The sequence below is a fragment of the Micromonospora sp. WMMD736 genome, from assembly GCF_049179015.1.
In the GTDB taxonomy this organism is placed as follows: domain Bacteria; phylum Actinomycetota; class Actinomycetes; order Mycobacteriales; family Micromonosporaceae; genus Micromonospora.
The window spans coordinates 4,412,055-4,431,414 of the sequence record NZ_JBMHMI010000001.1 but is presented as its reverse complement, the minus strand read 5'-3'; the positions used below and the strand labels follow the sequence as shown (position 1 = coordinate 4,431,414).

General features: G+C 70.7%; 18 protein-coding genes and 2 tRNA genes. 6 read left to right on the top strand and 14 right to left on the bottom strand.

Annotated elements, in window-relative coordinates:
* Positions 1–9 precede the first annotated feature (9 nt).
* Positions 10–651 carry a DsbA family oxidoreductase gene (locus ACN269_RS19905; protein ID WP_421473834.1) on the top strand — a complete coding sequence of 214 codons (642 nt, stop codon included), beginning with the start codon at positions 10–12 and terminating at the stop codon, positions 649–651.
* Positions 652–687: 36 nt separating this feature from the next.
* On the opposite strand, the gene ACN269_RS19900 is transcribed toward ACN269_RS19905, so the two are convergent.
* The 5 genes from ACN269_RS19900 to ACN269_RS19880 form a co-directional block, all read right to left on the bottom strand.
* A complete protein-coding gene (locus ACN269_RS19900) occupies positions 688–1,236 on the bottom strand; it encodes a YbaK/EbsC family protein (RefSeq protein ID WP_357129854.1) in 549 nt (182 codons plus the stop codon).
* Between the two features lie 83 nt (positions 1,237–1,319).
* Complete coding sequence (locus ACN269_RS19895; protein ID WP_421473833.1) at positions 1,320–1,514, bottom strand: hypothetical protein; 195 nt, start codon at positions 1,512–1,514, stop codon at positions 1,320–1,322.
* Between the two features lie 83 nt (positions 1,515–1,597).
* Complete coding sequence (locus ACN269_RS19890; protein ID WP_421473832.1) at positions 1,598–2,251, bottom strand: GAP family protein; 654 nt, start codon at positions 2,249–2,251, stop codon at positions 1,598–1,600.
* 52 nt (positions 2,252–2,303) lie between these two features.
* Positions 2,304–3,692 (bottom strand): MFS transporter, encoded by a 1,389-nt coding sequence (locus ACN269_RS19885; RefSeq protein WP_421473831.1) that lies wholly within the window; start codon positions 3,690–3,692, stop codon positions 2,304–2,306.
* Positions 3,693–3,751: 59 nt separating this feature from the next.
* The gene (locus ACN269_RS19880; protein WP_421473830.1) at positions 3,752–4,012 is read right to left on the bottom strand and encodes a hypothetical protein; all 261 of its coding nucleotides are present in this window, start codon (positions 4,010–4,012) and stop codon (positions 3,752–3,754) included.
* Positions 4,013–4,231: 219 nt separating this feature from the next.
* On the opposite strand from ACN269_RS19880, the gene ACN269_RS19875 reads away from it, so the two are divergent.
* Genes ACN269_RS19875 through ACN269_RS19865 form a run of 3 tightly spaced genes read left to right on the top strand, consistent with a single transcriptional unit; the run spans position 4,232 to position 10,019 of the window.
* Entirely contained in the window at positions 4,232–8,674 is a 4,443-nt protein-coding gene (locus tag ACN269_RS19875; RefSeq protein ID WP_421473829.1) for an HAD-IC family P-type ATPase, read from the top strand.
* Positions 8,675–8,705: 31 nt separating this feature from the next.
* A complete protein-coding gene (locus tag ACN269_RS19870; protein ID WP_421473828.1) occupies positions 8,706–9,521 on the top strand; it encodes an MBL fold metallo-hydrolase in 816 nt (271 codons plus the stop codon).
* A gap of 39 nt (positions 9,522–9,560) precedes the next feature.
* Positions 9,561–10,019 (top strand): hypothetical protein, encoded by a 459-nt coding sequence (locus tag ACN269_RS19865; RefSeq protein ID WP_421473827.1) that lies wholly within the window; start codon positions 9,561–9,563, stop codon positions 10,017–10,019.
* A gap of 28 nt (positions 10,020–10,047) precedes the next feature.
* Here ACN269_RS19865 and ACN269_RS19860 read toward each other — a convergent pair whose 3' ends face one another.
* Positions 10,048–10,323 carry a zinc finger domain-containing protein gene (locus tag ACN269_RS19860; protein WP_421476449.1) on the bottom strand — a complete coding sequence of 92 codons (276 nt, stop codon included), beginning with the start codon at positions 10,321–10,323 and terminating at the stop codon, positions 10,048–10,050.
* A 156-nt stretch (positions 10,324–10,479) separates the two neighbouring features.
* Here ACN269_RS19860 and ACN269_RS19855 point away from each other — a divergent pair, with 156 nt between their 5' ends.
* Positions 10,480–11,205 (top strand): LPXTG cell wall anchor domain-containing protein, encoded by a 726-nt coding sequence (locus tag ACN269_RS19855; RefSeq protein WP_421473826.1) that lies wholly within the window; start codon positions 10,480–10,482, stop codon positions 11,203–11,205.
* A 225-nt stretch (positions 11,206–11,430) separates the two neighbouring features.
* On the opposite strand, the gene ACN269_RS19850 is transcribed toward ACN269_RS19855, so the two are convergent.
* From ACN269_RS19850 to gyrB, 7 genes are all read right to left on the bottom strand, one after another.
* Complete coding sequence (locus tag ACN269_RS19850) at positions 11,431–11,646, bottom strand: hypothetical protein (protein WP_421473825.1); 216 nt, start codon at positions 11,644–11,646, stop codon at positions 11,431–11,433.
* An 88-nt stretch (positions 11,647–11,734) separates the two neighbouring features.
* Positions 11,735–11,810, bottom strand: a tRNA-Ala gene (locus ACN269_RS19845).
* Between the two features lie 36 nt (positions 11,811–11,846).
* Positions 11,847–11,975: a DLW-39 family protein gene (locus ACN269_RS19840; protein WP_007453934.1), complete on the bottom strand. Its 129-nt coding sequence runs from the start codon at positions 11,973–11,975 to the stop codon at positions 11,847–11,849.
* A gap of 42 nt (positions 11,976–12,017) precedes the next feature.
* Positions 12,018–12,091, bottom strand: a tRNA-Ile gene (locus ACN269_RS19835).
* A gap of 153 nt (positions 12,092–12,244) precedes the next feature.
* Positions 12,245–13,150, bottom strand: a complete 906-nt coding sequence (locus ACN269_RS19830; protein WP_421473824.1) for a DUF3566 domain-containing protein — start codon at positions 13,148–13,150, stop codon at positions 12,245–12,247.
* A gap of 4 nt (positions 13,151–13,154) precedes the next feature.
* Complete coding sequence (gene gyrA, locus ACN269_RS19825; RefSeq protein ID WP_421473823.1) at positions 13,155–15,677, bottom strand: DNA gyrase subunit A; 2,523 nt, start codon at positions 15,675–15,677, stop codon at positions 13,155–13,157.
* A gap of 130 nt (positions 15,678–15,807) precedes the next feature.
* Positions 15,808–17,754, bottom strand: coding sequence for a DNA topoisomerase (ATP-hydrolyzing) subunit B (gene gyrB, locus ACN269_RS19820; RefSeq protein ID WP_421473822.1), 1,947 nt, complete (start codon positions 17,752–17,754; stop codon positions 15,808–15,810).
* A gap of 522 nt (positions 17,755–18,276) precedes the next feature.
* Between gyrB and ACN269_RS19815 the strand changes: the two genes are divergently transcribed.
* Complete coding sequence (locus tag ACN269_RS19815) at positions 18,277–18,831, top strand: hypothetical protein (protein ID WP_396803546.1); 555 nt, start codon at positions 18,277–18,279, stop codon at positions 18,829–18,831.
* Here ACN269_RS19815 and ACN269_RS19810 read toward each other — a convergent pair.
* A complete protein-coding gene (locus ACN269_RS19810) occupies positions 18,816–19,292 on the bottom strand; it encodes a MarR family winged helix-turn-helix transcriptional regulator (protein ID WP_421473821.1) in 477 nt (158 codons plus the stop codon). The genes ACN269_RS19815 and ACN269_RS19810 overlap by 16 nt on opposite strands.
* Positions 19,293–19,360 lie beyond the last annotated feature (68 nt).

Genomic DNA, 19,360 nt, shown 5'->3' with positions numbered 1-19,360 from the left:
CCATCGATCATGGAGATCGAGATCTACGCGGACGTGATCTGCCCCTGGTGCTACATCGGCAAGCGCCGCCTGGACGAGGCCCTCGCCAGCTACGAGGGTGAGGTGACGGTCCGTTACCGGCCGTTCCAGCTCGACCCGTCTCCGGTACCCGAGCCTCTTCCGTTGGTGGAGGCACTGGCGGCCAAGTTCGGTGGCCCGGAGCGCGCCCGGCAGATGGTCGACCACGTGACCCAGGTCGCGGCGGGGGACGGCCTCCGACTGGACTACGACCGCGCGGTGATCGCCAACACCTTCGACGCGCACCGACTGGTCTCCTACGCCACCGACCATGGTCGGGCGGCCGAGATGGTGGAGGCGCTCTACCAGGCGCACTTCAACCAGGGTGTCGACGTCGGTTCCCGGCAGGCCCTGGCCGCCCTGGCCGGCACGATCGGTCTGGACGCGGCCGACGCACGCCGTTTCCTCGACTCCGACGAACGCGTCGCCGACGTCGAGGCCCAGTTGGCCACCGCCCGGGACCTCGGCATCACCGGTGTACCGATGTTCGTCCTGGCCGGGAAGTACGCGGTCAGCGGCGCCCAGGAGACGTCCACGCTGCTCGCCGCGCTGGCCGAGGTCGAGCAGCGGGAGGCCGCCGCCGGTCAGGCGTGATGTTTCACGTGCAACGGTATTGACGTTGATGCCTGGTCAGGCCGGCCTGGCCAGGCCTTCCACCACCTGGGCGCCGGGCAGTGCGCCCAACGCCGGCCCGGGTAGCGCGATCTTGCTGTGCCGTACGCCGGAGCCGATGATCACGTGTGGGGTGGCGATCACCCGTGCGTCCACCAGGATCGGCCACTGCGCCGGCAGTCCGATCGGGGTGATCCCGCCGTACTCCATGCCGGTCAACTCGACCGCGTCGGTCATCGGGGCGAAGCTGGCCTTGCGGACGTCCAGCGCCCGGCGGGCCACCCCGTTCACGTCGGCCCGGGTGGTCGCCAGCACGATGCAGGCCGCGTAACGCACCACACCCTCGCGCTTGCCGGCCACCACGACGCAGTTGGCCGACACGTCCAGCCCCACCTCGTACGCGGCGCAGAACTCCGCCGTGTCGGCGAGGTCGGCGTCGATCGGCGCGACCAGCACGTCGTCGACGTCCACCGGCGCTTCGGCGGGCCACTGGGCGATGGCCTCCGCGACCGGCGGGGCGAGCAGGTCGAGGCGGGCACGGGCCGGTTCGGTCTTCAGCGTTCCCATCACGGACGCGATCCTCGCACCCGTTCCGCCGGGCCGCCCGCCGACTCCGGCGGCGTCCCGAGAGGCCACCTCCACGTCGCGGCTCAACTGCCCGCGAGGAACGCGTTGTCGCGCATGAACGAGCGGTCACGCTCGGCCGCCAACTCCTCTTCGCGCCGGGCCCGGGCCCGCTGGAGCTCCAGGTCCTCCAGCGCGTGCCGGACGCCCAGCCGGACCACGCCGTAGAGGAACACGAAACCGAAGACGTAGAGGATCACCGTGGTGACGACAACGAACATGGCGTCACCGTAAGACGAATGTGAACCGGCGCAGCTCTCATCTCCGCCGGGTTCCCCCGTACGTGTCCAGGACGCCTGCGGCCTCAGCTCGAGCGGAGCAGGTCCAGCACGGTGAGCAGCGCGAAGAACGCGATCACGATCTCGTTGACGACCCAGGCGTGCCCCTCGGCCCACCTCCGCATCCGGGCGAGCACCCGCGCGGCCCTCGACCCGAGCAGCACCAACGCCAGCAGCGGTACGGCGAGCAGCAGCACGGTGAGCAGCACGAACGGCACCAGATGCCACCACGGAAGGTCGTGCCGGGCCACCGTCGCGCCCACCGTCGCCATGGTGAGGTCGTCGGTGGGCGTCACCACGAAGAGCAGCGCGCCCGTACGCGCCGCCCAGCGCGGATCGGCGTGGCCGACACTGCCCAGCCAGCGTGGCGGCCCGGAACGGTCGCGGCGCACCCAGATCACCACCGCCAGGACCACCAGCAGGGCGAGGACCACCAGGTCGATGGTCGGACCACTGTCGACCTTGCGGGCGGCCGTGCTGGCCTCGGTCGCCAGCCCACCCAACACCCGGGTCAGCAACCAGCTCACCGTCACCCCGGCGACCACCACCAGTCCGGCGCCGACGAGGAACCCGGACGACGCGGCCCGAGGCCGGTCGGACGAGGCGAGGAAGATCGCCACGACCAGTTGGGTCCCGGCGACCATCACCACGGCCAGCGGCAGGACGGTCAGGAAGCTCATCGCCTGCCATCCTGACGTCCGACCGGGACCGATGCGTCGGATCGTCGGCGGATCACCCGGCCGGCCGGGCGCTCCCCGGCACCACCACCCGGCCGGCCAGCAACGCGCCGAGCAACGCCAGACCGGCCGCCACCACCAACGTCACCAGGTAGCTCGACGGGCCGGGGGCGCTCCCCGCGGCCAGCACGGCACCCGTGAGCGCCAGCACGGTCGCCGCGAAGAGGGAGTCGCCCAGTTGCAGCGCCGAGCTGTTGCGGCCCTGCTCACCGGGGGCGGACAGCTCCAACGTGAGCACCGCCAACGACGGGTAGAGCAGCCCCATGCCGAGCCCGGCGACCGCCCAGCCGAGCACGGCGACGGCCACCGGCACCTCGGGTCGGACGGCCAGCGCCACCGTGGCCGTACCGGCCGTGATAGCGCTCAGGCCCACCCGCGGCAGGCTGGCCCGGGAGGCCGGCACCGGAATCCGGCCCTGGATCCAGGAGCCCACCGACCAGGCCAACGCGCCCACCGTGAGGACCAGCCCGGCGGCGGTCGGCGACAGTCCCCGCTCCCGGGACAGCAGCAACGGGATGACCACCTCGGCACCGACGAACGCCGCCGACGCCAGACCCCGCAGACCGACGACGGTGGGCAGCCCTCGGCCCGCCCGGAGGAACCCGGGCGGTAGCAGGCGCGGAGCGCAGATCACCAGACCGGCCAGGGCGAGCGCGATCATCGCCAGTGCCGCCACGCCACGCTGCTGCCCCCCGATGTGCAGCAGTGCGGCGCTCGCGCCCGCCCCGCAGGCCCAACCGATGCGCGCGACCGCACCGCGCGGCGGCCGGGTCGGCACGGCCGCGTCGAGCGACCGCAGACCCGGCTGGATCAGCAGCACCGCCGGGACGGCCACCGCCGGGACCACGAGAAAGACCCACCGCCAGCCCAGGTACTCGACGATCAGTCCGGCCAGCGCCGGCCCGACCAGCGAGGGTACGACCCAGGCCGCCGCGAACGCGGCGAAGATCCGCCGGTGCAGCTCCTCCGGGTACGCCTGCCCGACGATGACGTAGAGCGCCACCGAGAGCAGCCCGGAGCCGAAGCCCTGCACCACCCGGCCGACCACCAGCGCCGTCATCGCCTGCGCCGTACCGGCGATCAGCAGTCCCACCACGAACCAGGCGACGCCGTGCCACATCGGCCCTCGCGGTCCCCGCGCGTCGCACCAGATCCCGGAGACGACCATGGCCAGCACCCCGGCGGCGAACGGGCCGCCGAACGCGATGCCATACAACGCCAGGCCGTCCAGACTGCGCGCGACGGTCGGCATGGCCGTGCCGACCGCCAACGCCTCGAAGGCGAGCAGCGACACCAGCGCCACGCTACCCACCGTCATCGCCCGCAGCCGGGACGCGAACAGCCCTGCGGGCGGTGGGGCGAGGGTGGCGGTTCGGCTCGACATGCACCGAGCCTGCGACCTCAACCTGGATTCAGGTCAACCGGGAGGTGACCCGGCTCTCGTCAGGCGTCCTGGAGCGCCTCCCCGACGCCGCGTACCAGTCCCGAGAAGTGCTGGTCCGCGAGGAGATGCCCGGCGGTGATCACCAGGGCGAGCGGCCACTCGATCACCTGCAACGCGGCCAGGACCCCGAGCCCGGCGTAGTAGGCGACCTTGTCCGGTGGTGGTACGGCCACCTCGCCCAGCAAGGGCAGCTCGACCCGCCGGCTGTACATCTGGACGTTCTCGCGTGAACCGTTGAGGTGTCGCGTCAGCGTGCTCATTCCGGCCTCCCCGTGTCCGGTGCTGGTCGTCGGATTCCACCCCCCACCCCGTCCATGCGCGGTCCGCCGCGCAAAGTTCCGGTGCTCGAAGGGGCATAACGGACGTCAGGTCGGGAAGCCAGGCCGCCGGACGCGAGGGCGGCGGGAGGACGAGATGACCGACGGCACAGCAATCGGCAACGGGGAGTCGGGTCGGCGTCCGTCCGGCCGTACGCCTCGATGACGGCGGCGGGTCGCGCCGCCGGCCGCCTCCTGCCGTCCATCGGCGTGCCGCACCTGGTCGGTGAGGCGTCCCGGACCGTCGGGTCGGCCGCGACCCGGTTGGCCCGGACCGCCGGCCTGAGCCGACGCCGGGTCTGGTCGCGCCCGGGCCGGCACCACATCGAGGTACACGGAGTCTGCCAGGACGGCGGCGACCGGTTGGCCCGCCAGGTCGAGGGCGCGCTGGAACGGCTGCCCGGAGTCGCCTGGGCCCGGGTGAACGCGCCCTCGGGTCGGGTCGTGGTGGCCGTGCAGGCCCCCGAGCCGAGGCTGCGCGACCTCATCGCCGCGATCAGCCGGGTCGAGCGGACCTGTGACCACGAACCGGACCCGGAGATCCCGCCCCCGCACCCGCCCGAGGAGGGGCCGCGTACGCCACGCACCCTCGGCGCGCTCGCCTCGGACGCGCTGGGCCTGACCATCTCGGCGGCCACCCGCATCCTGCCGTTCACGCCGCTGCCCGGTGAGGTCGCCGGTCTGCTGGCCGCCGCCGATCTGCAACCGAAACTGCACGCCTTCGTCGGCAGACGACTGCGGTCCGACCCCCGCGCCGATGTCATCTTCCCGCTGGCCGAAGCCGTCGTGCAGGGCCTGACCGGCAGGTGGACGGGGATAGTCCTCGACGGCGCCCAACGGATGGTGCAGTGGGGCGAGGCGCGGGCCCAGCTCGCCGCCTGGGAGGAGGCCGAGCCGCGGCTCACCGGTGACCCGGAACGTGCCACCGCCCGGTGGCCGGCGGTCGAGCGCCCCTGCCCGAAGCCGGACGGCCCGGTCGAGCACTACATCAACCGGGCGTTGGCCGCAGGCGCGGCGGCGGCAGCGGCGGCCACGCCGTTCGCCGGGCCCAAGCGGGCCGCCGCGCTGGGGCTGTCCGCGCTGCCCAAGGCCCCGGGCAGCGGACGCGAGGGGTACGCGGCGCAGCTCGGCCGGGTCCTCGCCCGGCGCGGGGTGATCGCCATGGACCGCAGTGTGCTGCGCGAGCTGGACCGGATCGACACGCTGGTGCTGGACGCCGCGGTGCTCGGATCGGAGCGCGGCGTGCTCGCCGACCTCGCCCCGGCGGCCGACGCGGACGTCGACGAGGTGGCGGAGCGGGCGTTCGAGCTGTTCGACCCCGCCGACCCGACCGCCTCGCGCGAGTCCGACGGTTGGCGGCTCGCACCCCTTGACCGGCTGCCCGAGGGCGCTCGCGGCGACGTACCCGACGGCGAGCGGCTACGTACGGCGGGCGGGCAGCTGCTCGGGCTGACCAACGCGGGCCGGCTGGCGGCCCTGCTGCGGGTCGCACCGGAGCCCGCGCCCGGCGTCGACGGTCTACCCGCCGCCGCGCGTCACGCCGGACTGAGGCTGATCGTGGCCGGAGGCGACGAGCAGCGGTACGACTTCGCCGACACACTGCTACCCGGTGGCGAGCGGTTGGCCGACTCCGTACGCGCGCTCCAGCGCGACGGCGCGGTGGTCATGCTGGTCTCCGGCGACCGGGCAGCGCTCGGCGCGGCCGACTGCGGACTCGGCATGTCGGCTGCCGAGGATCTGCCCCCGTGGGGAGCGCACCTGCTGGTCGGTGCCGACCTTCGGGTGGTGGCACTGCTGGTAGAGGCGACCGGGGCAGCCCGGCGGATGACCCAGCAGAACATCCGGCTCGCCATGGCGGGCACCGGGCTGGGTGCGCTGGGCGCGTTCACCGCGCCGCCGACCCAACTGCCACACCGGGCGCTCGTGGCGGTCAACGGCGCGGCCGCCCTGGCGTTCGCGAACGGCGTCTGGCGAGCCCGCCGGCTGCCCGACCGGTCGGACGCACCGACGCCGGTGGCGACGGCCTGGCACCTGATGCCGGTACGGACCGTGCTGGACCGCCTGGACACCACGTCCGACGGGTTGACCAGCGCCGAGGCGGACCGCCGACACGACGGCAACAACACGAACGGCGGCACACCCGCCGGTGGTGGGCTGCTGCGGGCGTTCCTGGACGAGCTGTCCAACCCACTCACCCCCGTACTGGCGGCCGGGGCGGTGCTGTCCGCGTCGTTCGGCTCCCTCGTCGACGCCGCGCTGGTCGGCAGCGTCGTCGGCGGGTCGGCGCTGATCGGGGCCGTGCACGAGCGCAACACGGAACGTTCGCTGGCGGAGCTGCTGTCGCGGTCGGCGGTGACCGCCCGGGTCCGCCGGGACGGGACCGAACACGTCGTCGCCGCCGAGGACCTGGTGCTCGGTGACGTCATCGCCCTCGAACCGGGTGACGCGGTGCCGGCCGACTGCCGGGTGCTCGAATCGGTGGGGTTGGAGGCGGACGAGTCGTCGCTGACCGGCGAGTCGCTGCCGGTCGCCAAGAGCAACCGGGCGGTCGTCGCCGCGGCGATCGCCGACCGGCACTCGATGCTGTACGAGGGCACCACCGTCGCCGCCGGCCACGGCACCGCCGTCGTGGTGGCGACCGGGGCCGACACCGAGTCCGGTCGCAGTCTGGCGCTGATCCGTCAGGCGCCCCCGACCAGCGGGGTGGAGGCTCGACTCGGCTCGTTGACCAGCGCCGCCATCCCGTTGGCAGCCGGTTCGGCGATCGCCGTCGCCGGGGCGGGACTGCTCCGGGGCGTACCCCTGGCGCAAACGGCGGCGACCGCCGCGAACCTGGCCGTCGCATCGGTGCCGGAGGGGCTGCCCTTCCTGGTCAGCGCCGCGCAACTGGCGGCGGCCCGGCGCCTCGCCGAGCACGGCGCGTTGGTCCGCAATCCGCGCACCATCGAGGCGTTGGGCCGGGTGGACGTGCTCTGCTTCGACAAGACCGGCACCCTCACCGAGGGCAAGTTGCTCCTCGCGGGGGTCGGCGATGGTGTCGGCGACCGGTACGCGCCGGTCGACCGGCTCGACGACCGGCTCCGGTCGACCCTCGCCACCGCGCTGCGGGCCACCCCGGCGGCGGCCGACCCGGAAGAGTTGGCGTTGCAGACCGACCGGGCGGTTCGACGGGGCGCCGCCACGGCCGAGGTGGTGGAGCAGACCGGCGCGACCGGCTGGCGCGCGGTCGGCGGGCTGCCGTTCGAGCCGTCCCGGGGCTACCACGCAACCGTCGGCGAAACCGACGGGCACCTGCTGTTGAGTGTCAAGGGCGCTCCCGAGACGGTGCTGCCCCGCTGCGCGAACCGCCGTACCGACGGCCGACGGGAGCCGCTGGACGACGCCGGCCGCGCGGAACTCCAGCGCGTGCTGGCCGACCGGGCGGGAGCCGGGCACCGCATCCTCGCCGTCGCCGAATGCCAGGTGGACGCCGCGCAGATCACCGACTCCGAGGTCCGGGGGCTGACCTTCGTGGGCTTCCTGGCACTCGCGGACGGGGTGCGGGAGAGCGCCGCCCCGGCGGTACGCCGCATCCGGCAGGCGGGCGTGCACACCATCATGATCACCGGTGACCACCCGGCCACCGCCGAGGCCATCGCGGCCACCATCAGCGAGCACGACGAGCAGCGGGTGGTCACCGCCACGGAACTCGACCAACTGGACGACGAGGCGCTCGCCGAACGACTCGCCAGCACCGACGTGGTGGCCCGGTGCACCCCGACGCACAAGGTACGGATCATCCAGGCGTTGCAGAAGTGCGGGCGGACCGTGGCGATGACCGGCGACGGCGCCAACGACGCCCCGGCGATCCGACTCGCCGACGTCGGCATCGCGCTCGGCCAACGCGGCACGCCGGCGGCCCGGGCGGCCGCCGACCTGGTGGTCACCGACGACCGGTTGGAGACCATCATCGCCACCCTGGTCGAGGGCCGCGCCATGTGGTCGTCGGTCCGGCACGCGCTGAGCATCCTCGTCGGCGGCAACCTCGGCGAGATCGCGTTCAGCGTGCTCAGCGCCGCGGCGACCGGCCGCTCCGCCCTCACCGGCCGGCAACTGCTGCTGGTCAACCTGCTCACCGACCTGGCGCCGGCGTTGGCCATCGCGGTTCGTCCGCCCGCCTCGGACCGCACCGACGGGCTGCTCCGGGAAGGGCCGGACGCGTCGCTCGGGGAGACCCTCCGCAGGGAGATCGGCCTGCGCGCGGCGTCCACCACGCTTGGCGCGACGGTCGGCTGGACGCTGGCCCGGTACACCGGCAGCCAGCGCCGGGCGGGCACGGTGGCCCTCGTCTCGCTCGTCGGCACCCAACTCGGCCAGACGATCCTGGCCGGCGGCACCAGCCCGGCCGTGCTGGCGTCCACGGCGGCGTCGCTGGGGGCGTTGGCCGTCGTGGTGCAGACGCCGGGGGTCAGTCAGTTCTTCGGTTGCACGCCGCTCGGCCCGGTGGGCTGGACCATCAGCGCCGGATCGGCGCTCGGCGCCACCGTCGCCAACGGCGCGCTCACCCGACTGGTGGCGCACCTACCGGCGGCCCGGCCCGACCTCGCCCAGCCCGCCGACGACTGACCGCTTGGACGCCACCGTCGGGGGTACGGGGATGTCCAAGGAGGTGGGCATGATGGTCGACGATCCCCAGGTGACGTTCGTCGGCACCGCGACGACGGTGTTACGGATCGGCGGGTTCACCCTGCTCACCGACCCGAACTTCCTGCACCGGGGTCAACGGGCGTACCTCGGTAAGGGTCTGTGGTCGCGCCGCCGCACGGACCCGGCGCTGCGGATCGCCCAGCTTCCCCACCTGGACGCCGTGGTCCTGTCCCACCTGCACGGCGACCACTTCGACCGGGTGGCCCGCCGGGAACTCGACCGCGAGCTGCCGATCGTCACCACGCCCGCCGCCGAAAGCAAGCTGCGACGCTGGGGTTTCCGGGTCGCCGACGGCCTGTCGACCTGGTCGTCACGGGAGCTGCACCGCGACGGTACGACGGTGCGCCTGACCTCGATGCCCGGCAAGCACGGGCCGGGCCTCCTGGACCGGCTACTGCCCGACGTGATGGGCACGATGATCGACGTGGAACGCGCCGGGCGGCGCGAGTTCCGGCTGTACGTCACCGGCGACACGCTCAACCGACCGCTGCTCGCCCCGATCGCGGAACGCTACCCGGACATCGACGCGATGCTGATCCACCTCGGCGGCACGAAGGTCGCCGGAATCCTGCTCACCATGGACGCCCGGCAGGGCGCCGACCTGGTGGAGCTGATACGTCCAAAGCTGACCGTGCCGATCCACTACGACGACTACCCGGTCTTCCGCTCACCACTGGCGCACTTCGTCGACGAGGCTCGCCGTCGGGGCTGGGTCAGGCAGGTACGCACCATCGCGCGCGGCGAGACGGCACCCCTCGTTCCGTGACCTCCGCCGTCATTGATCCCGCTGACTAACCTCAGCGCCATGCCGTCGTTCCTGGCCAACGGGACCCGTCCGAAGGTCTGGCCATCCCTTCCGCTGGCGCTGCTGCTCCCCTGCGGCCTGCTGATACTGATGGGTGTCACCGACGACCGCGAGCCACCCCCGCCCTTCGGCGTCCTGACGCCGGCGACGGTGGTCGCGGTGGAACCGGCCCGGACCTCCGACGGCCCCTACGTGCTGTTACGTGTCGACGCAGTCGACGGGCCCACCACCTGCGGCATCTACGAACGGTCGTTTCCCGACCGGCGGCTACCGCCGCTGCACCAGCAACTCACCGTCGACTACAGCCCGGACCGGTGCCTGCCGAAGCCGGTCAACACGGAGCTGCCCCGGTGGGTCATCGTCGCCATGGGGGCCGCCGGACTGACGGTGTCACTCCTGTGGCTCTGGGCCGGTCCGCGCTTTCAACGGTTGACGCGCGGACGGCACTCCCGCTCCTGACATGGACGACGCCCGATCCGACACGTCGTCACCGGAGCGGCCCGGGGAGCGGCACCTCCCCCCGTATCGTCCTCTCGGCCAGCTCGACGCGTTCCGGGTGGAGTCTGTCGTCACCCAGGGGGTGACCTGGCGAATTGATGCAGCGCTGCCCCGACCCGGCACTACACACGGGACAGGAAAGAAAGAAGCCGCAGGATGGCACCAGCTCCACGCCCTGAGCCAGCGCGGATCTGCCAATCTTGACGATCGCTCTGTACAGGTCGTCGTCCTGGTGCCGCGTAGCGGCAGCGGCCACCTCCCGCATTCCTTCCCAGAATTTCTCCGCCGAGTTCGGTTCGTTCACATCAATGCGCACGTTCGCGGATCCCCGCCTCCGGTCCCGGTAAACGCGGGGTCATGCGCCACGTCCATTGGCGGTAGTATCCCCAGGCTTTGATCTACAACGGGGAGGACGATCCACATGCGAGGCAAGATCCCGGCCGGCATCGCGATAGCCCTGGCCTTCATGGTTCCGGCGGCACCGGCCATGGCACAGAGCGCGTCGCCGGGGCTCGACCAGAACTGCCAGACGGTCGAGCGCAAGACGTTCACGGACATCCGCAAGCTGTTCACCTTCGACCTGGACACCGCCAATGTCAGCCAGCTCCGGCTGCTGACCAACCGGATCCTGTTCGCCGCGAACAACGAAGCCCTGCCCACCCTCCCCGACGTCGTTCAGAAGCGGCTGGACGGCACCTCGGAGGATCTGCGTGCCTGGCTCAAGAACGACGCGCAGGCCGTCTGGGCCATCGATCTGCAGATCAAGGTGGGGCAGACGATGACCGGCGCCGGCCCCAAGGTGTATGAGGCCGCTCAGAAGACGCTCGACGCCGCAGGCGTCGACTCTTACCTGGCCTACCTGAACGAGGGCCTGTACGCCGCCCGTGCGCTCGACTGCGCGGCGCAGCCCACCCCGACGCCGTCGACGTCGCCGACGACCCAGCCCACGCCCACGGCGAGCGCGACGTCCACCGTCGCGCCGAGCGCGGCCACTTCCACCAGCCCGGTCGCTGCCGGCGGCGGCGGTGGACTGCCCGTCACCGGTGCCGACACCGCGACCGTGGCCGGCATCGGCGGCGCGCTTCTGCTCGTCGGCGGCGCGAGCTTCGTGATCGCACGCCGTCGCCGTTCCCGCTTCGTCGCGTAGCTCGATCCGGACGCGCCCGGCCCGACGAAGTGTCGGTCCGGGCGCGTCTTTTCGCAGTTCAGGCACCTATTGCGGCCTCCGGAGCGGACAGTCAGGCGTACGACGGCCGACCCGGTTCCAGCAACTCGGTGATCCCGCCACGGTCGAGCACCCCGATGAGCGCGTAGGGGCGCTCCGCCGTCTCCATGACGAGGCAGCCTGGGCGATGATCCACTGTGGGAGTGGCTAGGCCGTATCCCAGTCGGAGGAAGCCGAGATCTCGTAGGGGATCGTCGCCAACAGCTCGGCAGGCCCTTCCAACTGCCAGGCCCGGACGCAGCAGCCGCAGCCGCCTTCCTCTTTGGCGTAGGTCAGAGCGTCCCGGTTGGCGTTCAACCAAGCCTCAGCCGCTTCGACCTCGCCCGGCTTGTCGACAGCGGCCGCCATGGTTTGCCTGATCACAGCGAGCACCGTAGCGCATCGGAAAGAGTGAACCGCACGGCGTGACCGCTCGGCCGTACAGCCGGCCGGGATCAGCCGAAGAAAGCGCTGGTGGAGCCCAGGGGACTCGAACCCCTAACCCCTGCCTTGCAAAGGCAGTGCTCTGCCAGTTGAGCTAGGGCCCCGCAAATGACGGCGACTGGCTCGCCGCCAGCCCGATGTCAGCGCAGGTCGGGCGCGGTGGTCGCCTCGTGCCAGAGGGCGCGCTCGTCGTTGGCGGCCTTGACCTTGTTGAAGACGACGGCAGCCACGCCGACGACGCCGGCCAGGATCAGCAGCTTCTTGAACATGGGGCAACCCCTTGCGCTCGACTACCGTCGGACCATGTGCGGTGGGGCTAGATGGAATCGAACCATCGACCTCAGAGTTATCAGCTCTGCGCTCTAACCGACTGAGCTATAGCCCCGCGTAGCGACGAGCAAGATTAACCCATCCGCTGCGCCAGCCCCAAATCGGGGTCCGACTGCGCGATCCGGGTCGTCGACGCCCGCAAAACCTACCTGAGTACGGGGCGTCGGAGCGACCGCATTCCGCGGAGGCCCCGACGCCCCGGTCACACTCAGTCCCGCTCGGCGAGCGTCAACTCGATCCCGCCGACCAGGTCGGCGCAGACGTTGTAGACGAACGCGCCCAGCGTGGCCAGCGCGGTGAACAGCACCACGTTGACCAGGCCGATCAGCGCCGAGCTGAGGATCACGCCCTTGGCGGTGATCTGGAACCCGCTGGTGCTCTGCCCGCCACCCGCGTTGACCAGGTCGCTGAGGCTGTCGTTCACGCTCTGGAACACGCCCATCGCGTCCAGCGCCAGGTAGAGCACCGACGTGGCGACCACCACGACGATGAACAGCACCACCGACACGGCGAACGCGAACTTCATCACGGACCAGGGGTCGATCCGCTTGAGGTTCAGCCGGGCCCGACGCGGCCCACGGGACGCCGCCGAGCTGACGGACGTACGCGCGGCGCGGACGGCCTCACCGACCCGGGCAGCGCCGACGGCGGACGCGTTGCCGATCCCCGGCGGCAGACCTCCACCGCTCGCGGGGCGACCACCGGTGGACGTACGCCCCGGATCCGGCGGCGTCATGCCCGGTGTGATCCGGGGCTGCGTGCCGGTAGCCCCGGTCGACGTCGCCTGACCGGGTCGGGTGCTGATCGGCTGCGTGGTCGTCGGACGCGCCGGGTTCGGGGCGGCCGCCGTGGGGGCCGCCCCGGTGGACGTCGAAGCCTCGCCGGCCGACTTGTCGGCCTTGGTGTCACCCGATCCCGCGTCCTCACCGGGCTGCTCCGGCGGGGGTGCCATGCCGGGAGCCCGGGTGAATTTCGGGGCAGGCGCGTCGGCGGGAACCGTGGCCCGGCCCACGGCCGCGCGGCCGGTCGCTGGTGTGCCGCCCTTGGCGGTCTCCTCGTCGACCGGGTTGGCCGAGGTCCCCGTGTTCCCCGACTTCGCCTGTGTCTCCGTCATTCAACTAGTCCTGTTCGTCAGGCTCGTCGGCATTGCGAGCAATCGCCACGATAGTCACGCCGTCCGGGAGGTCCATCAGCTTGACCCCCATTGTGTTCCGGTCACGCGTACGGCGTACAGGCTTCACCGGAGTCCGGATGACACCACCGTTGCTGGTGATCGCGAACAACTCGTCGTCCGGGTCGATCACCACCGCACCGACCAGACCACCGCGCCGTTCGGTGATCTTCGCAGTCAGCACGCCCTTACCTCCCCGGCCCTGCACCGGGTATTCCTCGATCGGGGTACGTTTCGCGTATCCCCCGTTCGTGGCCACCAGGACGTCCAGACCCTCCCGGACGACCTCCATGGCGAGTAGGACATCGTCGTCCGTGAAGCGCATGCCGATCACGCCCGAGGTGGCCCGACCCATCGGCCGCAACGCCTCGTCCGAGGCGTTGAACCGGATCGCCTGCGCCTTCTTCGAGACCAGCAACAGGTCGTTCTCCGGCGCCACCAGCGCAGCACCGACCAGCTCGTCCTCATCGCGCAGGTTGATCGCGATGATGCCGCCGGAACGGTTGGAGTCGAACTCCTCGAGCCGCGTCTTCTTCACCAGGCCGTTCTTCGTGGCCAGTACCAGATAGGGGGCTACCTGGTAGTCCGGGATTTCGATGATCTGCGCGATCTGCTCATCCGGTTGGAAGGCGAGCAGATTGGCCACGTGTTGGCCCTTGGCTACCCTACTGGCTTCCGGCAACTCGTACGCCTTGGCCCGGTACACCCGGCCCTTGTTCGTGAAGAACAAGATCCAGTCGTGGGTCGAGCATACGAAGAAGTGGCTGACGATGTCGTCCTGCCGCAGCGTGGCACCACTGACGCCCTTACCGCCCCGCCGCTGCGAGCGGTACAGGTCGACCTTCGTCCGCTTGGCGTACCCCGTCCGGGTGATCGTCACGACCACGTCCTCCCGGGCGATGAGGTCCTCCATCGAGACCTCGCCGTCGAACGGGATGATCTGCGTACGCCGATCGTCGCCCCACTTCGCGACGATCTCGCCCAGCTCCTCCGAGACGATCCGCCGCTGCCGCTCCGGCTTCGCGAGGATGTCCTTAAGGTCGGCGATCTCAAGCTCGAGCTTGGCCAGGTCGTCGAGGATCCGCTGCCGCTCCAGAGCCGCGAGGCGACGAAGCTGCATGTCCAGGATCGCGGTCGCCTGGATCTCGTCGATCTCCAGCAGCCGGATCAGGCCCTGCCGGGCGTCGTCCACGGTCGGCGACCGCCGAATCAACGCGATCACCTCGTCCAGGGCGTCCAGCGCCTTGGACAGACCGCGCAGGATGTGCGCCCGCTCCTCGGCCTTGCGCAGCCGGAACGCCGTCCGCCGACGGATCACGTCGATCTGGTGCTCGACGTAGTACCGGATGAACTGCGCCAGGTTGAGCGTGCGCGGCACCCCGTCGACGAGCGCCAGCATGTTGGCGCCGAACGTCTCCTGAAGCTGCGTGTGCTTGTAGAGGTTGTTCAGGACCACCTTGGCGACCGCGTCACGCTTGAGCACGAGCACGATCCGCATGCCGGTACGCCCGGAGGACTCGTCGCGGATGTCGGCGATACCGGCGAGCTTGCCCTCCTTGATCAGCTCGGCGATCCGCTCGGCGAGATTGTCCGGGTTCACCTGGTAGGGCAGCTCGCTGACGACCAGGCAGGGACGACCCCGCTTGTCCTCCTCGACCTCCACCACGGCCCGCATTCGGATCGAGCCCCGACCCGTGCGGTACGCGTCCTGGATCGCCGTCGTGCCGACGATCAGACCGTGCGTCGGGAAGTCCGGGCCCTTGACGATGCCGAGCAGGGCTTCGAGGGTGGTCTCCTCGTCCTCCTCCGGGTGCTCCAGGCACCACTGCACCGCCGCGCCGATCTCGCGCAGGTTGTGCGGCGGGATCTTGGTGGCCATGCCGACCGCGATGCCTTCGGAGCCGTTCACCAGCAGATTGGGGATCCGCGACGGCAGGATGGTGGGCTCCTTGGCCCGACCGTCGTAGTTGTCCTGCAGGTCGACGGTGTCCTCGTCGATGTCCCGCAGCATCTCCATGGCCAGCGGGTCGAGCTTGCATTCGGTATATCTCATGGCGGCAGCCGGGTCGTTGCCCGGCGAGCCGAAGTTGCCGTTGCCGTCGACCAGCGGGTAGCGCAGCGACCACGGCTGCGCCATCCGGACCAGCGCGTCGTAGATCGCCGAGTCGCCGTGCGGATGGAACTGGCCCATCACGTCGCCGACGACGCGGGAGCACTTCACGTAGCCGCGGTCCGGCCGGTAGCCGGAGTCGAACATGGCGTAGAGGATCTTGCGGTGGACCGGCTTGAGCCCGTCCCGGACGTCCGGCAGCGCGCGCCCGACGATGACGCTCATCGCGTAGTCGAGGTAGGAGCGCTGCATCTCCACCTCGAGCCCGACCGGTTCGATCCGGTCGTGCGCGACCACCGCGGCGATGGCCTCGGTGGGGACCTCGGGCTCGTTCGGTGTGGACTCGGGGGAATCGGTCACTGTATACCCTTATCAGACTCAGAGTCGTTTTCGTGCTGTGGATAACGGCTGTGGATAGCCGTCAAGCTGTGGATAACTCTGTGGACCGGCGGGCCAGCCAAGTCCTGCCCGGCTGGCCCGTCGACGTCCGTCAGATGTCCAGGAACCGCACATCCTTGGCATTGCGCTGGATGAACGACCGGCGGGCTTCGACGTCCTCACCCATCAGGACGCTGAACAACTCGTCTGCGGTTGCAGCGTCGTCGAGCGTGACCTGCCGCAGGGTGCGGGTCGCCGGGTTCATCGTGGTCTCCCACAGCTCGGGATAGTTCATCTCGCCGAGACCCTTGAACCGCTGGATGTCGTCCGGCTTGGCGTTGGCCTTCTTCTGCTGGCGCAGCGCGATGAGCCCGTCCCGCTCCCGGTCGGAGTAGGCGTACTGCGCGTCGTCGCCCTTCTTGTTCCACTTGATCTTGTAGAGCGGCGGGGCGGCCAGGTAGACGTGCCCCAGCTCGACCAGCGGACGCATGAAGCGGAACAGCAGGGTGAGCAGCAGCGTCTGGATGTGCTGGCCGTCGACGTCCGCGTCGGCCATCAGCACGATCTTGTGGTACCGCAGCTTCTCGATGTCGAAGTCGTCGTGGATGCCGGTGCCGAGCGCGGTGATCAGCGCCTGGACCTCGTTGTTCTTGAGGACCCGGTCGATCCGGGCCTTCTCCACGTTGAGGATCTTGCCGCGGATCGGCAGGATCGCCTGGGTGCGCGGGTCGCGGCCCTGCTTGGCCGAGCCGCCGGCCGAGTCGCCCTCGACGATGAAGACCTCGGACTCGCGCGGATCGGTGGACTGGCAGTCGGCCAGCTTGCCGGGCATCGAGCCGGACTCGAGCAGCGACTTGCGCCGGGCCAGCTTGCGGGCCTGCTGCGCGGCGATACGGGCGCGGGCCGCCTGGGACGCCTTCTGGATGATCATCTTGGCTTCGGCCGGGTTGCGGTCGAACCAGTCGACCAGCCGGTCGTTGCAGACCCGCTGCACGAAGCTCTTCACCGGGGTGTTGCCGAGCTTGGTCTTGGTCTGACCCTCGAACTGCGGGTTGGTGAGCTTGACCGAGATGATCGCCGCGAGCCCTTCACGGATGTCCTCACCGGAGAGCTTCTCGTCACCCTTGAGCAGCTTCTTGTCGGCACCGTAGCGGTTGACCACGCTGGTCAGCGCGGAGCGGAAGCCCTCCTCGTGGGTGCCGCCCTCGTGGGTGTTGATGTTGTTGGCGAAGGTGTAGACCGACTCGCCGTACGACTCGTTCCACTGCATGGCGATCTCGAGGGACATGCCCTCCTCCTCGGCCCCGAACTCCACCACCGTCTTGTGGATGGGGTTCTTGGAGGCGTTGAGGTGCCGGACGAAGTCGGCGATACCGCCGTCGTACCGGAAGGTGACCTCACGGGGCTTGCCGTCCTCGCCCTCGGCGGCCCGCTCGTCGAGCAGGTGGATGCTGAGGCCGCGGGTGAGGAAGGCCATCTCCTGGAGGCGCCGGTAGATGGTCTGGAAGTCGAAGTCGACGGTCTCGAAGACGTCGGCGTCCGGCCAGAAGGAGACGGCCGAGCCGGTGCGGTCGGTGGTCTCGCCCTTCTCCAGCTCGGTGGGCTTGGAGTTGTGGTACTGCTGCCGCCACACGAAACCGGACTTGTGGATTTCCACGGCCATCTTGGTGGAGAGCGCGTTCACCACGGAGACGCCGACGCCGTGCAGACCGCCGGAGACCGCGTACGCCTTGCCGTCGAACTTGCCGCCCGCGTGCAGCACGGTCAACGCGACCTCGACACCCGGCTTCTTGAGCTTGGGGTGCAGGTCGACGGGGAAGCCTCGGCCGTTGTCGGTGACCCGGACGCCGCCGTCGGCGAGCAGCACCACGTCGATGGTGTCGCAGTATCCGGCGAGAGCCTCGTCGACCGCGTTGTCGACGACCTCCCAGACGAGGTGGTGCAGACCGCGTTCGCCGGTGGACCCGATGTACATACCGGGCCGCTTGCGGACCGCCTCCAGACCTTCGAGAACGGTGATCGACTCTGCGCCGTACTCCTGCTTGTCCTGCGCTGCCACCCTCGGCCACTTTCTCGCGTCGTCGGCGCCGGTGGGGCGCGTCGGGCGCGGGTTCGGCGGGACAGGACGCGACGTCGGCGCGTGGACCGGTGCCGGAGACCTCCGGACAGCGGGTCGAACGCGCCGGTCGCCGCGGTCGCCCGCGGATCGCGATCGGCTCGACCCGGAGTGGAGAATGACCTGGGGCCACCGGCCCCGTCGCTCGTCCGCACCGAGTCTTCGTCTCGCTGTCAATCCTACTGTGCGTGGGGGACAGAACCACCACTCGGCACCCTCAACGAGGCGGCTGAGATGTCCGTAGCCGGCAGAACCCCATTACCCTCGACTCCCCCCACACGCCACACCCTGTTCGCACGCGCCGCCGCCGGACAGGTTGACCCGCGCTCGGGCGGGTCGGGGGTCGCGGTCGGATCGTCCGTGCCGTACGTTTGCGGCGCCCCGGGTAGCGGCCTTGATCTTTACCGGTCGGAACCGGGACGATCGACCCGATCGACCCGACACGTGCTCTCTAAGAGGTGACAGATGGGGCTGGACAACGTCGCGGTGCAGTGGCCGCGGACCGGCCGCTTCTACGATCCGGTGGCGCCGGCCGAGTTCGTCGACTTCGGCGAGATCGTCGACCTGCCACGGATCTCCGCGCCGACGGCGGCGCTGGCCGAGCTGATCGCGAAGACCGGCACCGTCCGGGCGACCGCGTACACCGAGCTGGTGGACCTCCTGCTCGGGCTCGAAGGTGTGTTGTACGCCACAGATGCCGCAGCCGAGGACGAGGACCCGGTGATCGACCCGGACGGCTGTGCCTGGATCGCCGGTGGCATCGAACGGTTCGTGGCCGGGCACCGGGAGTACGGCGAGACGGTCACCTTCGACTCGGTGAGCACCGTGCTGCGGGCGCTGCTCGGCGACGGTCGGCTGGCGGAGCAGCAGCTGCGCTGGCTGGACACCCGGCTCGACGCGTTGCGCGACGAGAGCGGTGATCCGCCGCAGTGGAATTTCACCTGTGCGGAGCTGGGCGTGCTGGCGGCGTTCTACCGGCGGTGCGCCGAACGCGGCTTCGCGGTCTACGCCGACGCCTGAACCTCCGGGGCGGCGGGACGGTTGGCCGCGGCGATCACCTGGGTGAGCGCCGCGTGCAGGTGTTGCAGGTCCTCGACGGGCAGTCCGAGGCGCTGGACGATCGCGGCCGGGATCCGCTCGGCCTGGGCGCGCAGGGCCACGCCGCTGACGGTGAGGGTGACGGCGAGGCTGCGCTCGTCGGCGGCGTCCCGTTCGCGGCGCAGGTAGCCGGCCGCTTCCAGCCGCTTGAGCAGGGGTGACAGGGTGCCCGGGTCGAGCTGCAACAGGCGGCTGAGGTCGCGGCCGGACAGCGGGGCGTGCTGCCAGAGCGCCAGCATCACCAGGTACTGCGGGTGGGTCAGGCCCATCGGCTCCAGCAGGGGCCGGTAGACGGCCACCACGCTGCGTGCCGCGACCGACAGGGCGAAGCAGACCTGCTGCTCCAGCGCCAGCGGATCGGTGCTCTGCGGTTGGTCGCTCATCGGTTGCTCTCCTCGCGCACGGCAACTATCGTACCGATCGTTGGTGCACCAACCATTTGTGTGGCAAC

What these genes read in the sequence shown, in the direction of transcription:
- ACN269_RS19875 (WP_421473829.1), top strand. Translation starts at nt 4,232, where the DNA reads ATGACGGCGGCGGGTCGCGCCGCCGGCCGCCTCCTGCCGTCCATCGGC.
- ACN269_RS19895 (WP_421473833.1), bottom strand. Translation starts at nt 1,514, where the DNA reads ATGTTCGTTGTCGTCACCACGGTGATCCTCTACGTCTTCGGTTTCGTG.
- ACN269_RS19905 (WP_421473834.1), top strand. Translation starts at nt 10, where the DNA reads ATGGAGATCGAGATCTACGCGGACGTGATCTGCCCCTGGTGCTACATC.
- ACN269_RS19815 (WP_396803546.1), top strand. Translation starts at nt 18,277, where the DNA reads ATGGGGCTGGACAACGTCGCGGTGCAGTGGCCGCGGACCGGCCGCTTC.
- ACN269_RS19860 (WP_421476449.1), bottom strand. Translation starts at nt 10,323, where the DNA reads ATGCGGGAGGTGGCCGCTGCCGCTACGCGGCACCAGGACGACGACCTG.
- ACN269_RS19870 (WP_421473828.1), top strand. Translation starts at nt 8,706, where the DNA reads ATGTCCAAGGAGGTGGGCATGATGGTCGACGATCCCCAGGTGACGTTC.
- ACN269_RS19810 (WP_421473821.1), bottom strand. Translation starts at nt 19,292, where the DNA reads ATGAGCGACCAACCGCAGAGCACCGATCCGCTGGCGCTGGAGCAGCAG.
- ACN269_RS19890 (WP_421473832.1), bottom strand. Translation starts at nt 2,251, where the DNA reads ATGAGCTTCCTGACCGTCCTGCCGCTGGCCGTGGTGATGGTCGCCGGG.
- ACN269_RS19855 (WP_421473826.1), top strand. Translation starts at nt 10,480, where the DNA reads ATGCGAGGCAAGATCCCGGCCGGCATCGCGATAGCCCTGGCCTTCATG.
- ACN269_RS19885 (WP_421473831.1), bottom strand. Translation starts at nt 3,692, where the DNA reads ATGTCGAGCCGAACCGCCACCCTCGCCCCACCGCCCGCAGGGCTGTTC.
- ACN269_RS19830 (WP_421473824.1), bottom strand. Translation starts at nt 13,150, where the DNA reads ATGACGGAGACACAGGCGAAGTCGGGGAACACGGGGACCTCGGCCAAC.
- ACN269_RS19865 (WP_421473827.1), top strand. Translation starts at nt 9,561, where the DNA reads ATGCCGTCGTTCCTGGCCAACGGGACCCGTCCGAAGGTCTGGCCATCC.
- ACN269_RS19880 (WP_421473830.1), bottom strand. Translation starts at nt 4,012, where the DNA reads ATGAGCACGCTGACGCGACACCTCAACGGTTCACGCGAGAACGTCCAG.
- ACN269_RS19840 (WP_007453934.1), bottom strand. Translation starts at nt 11,975, where the DNA reads ATGTTCAAGAAGCTGCTGATCCTGGCCGGCGTCGTCGGCGTGGCTGCC.
- ACN269_RS19900 (WP_357129854.1), bottom strand. Translation starts at nt 1,236, where the DNA reads ATGGGAACGCTGAAGACCGAACCGGCCCGTGCCCGCCTCGACCTGCTC.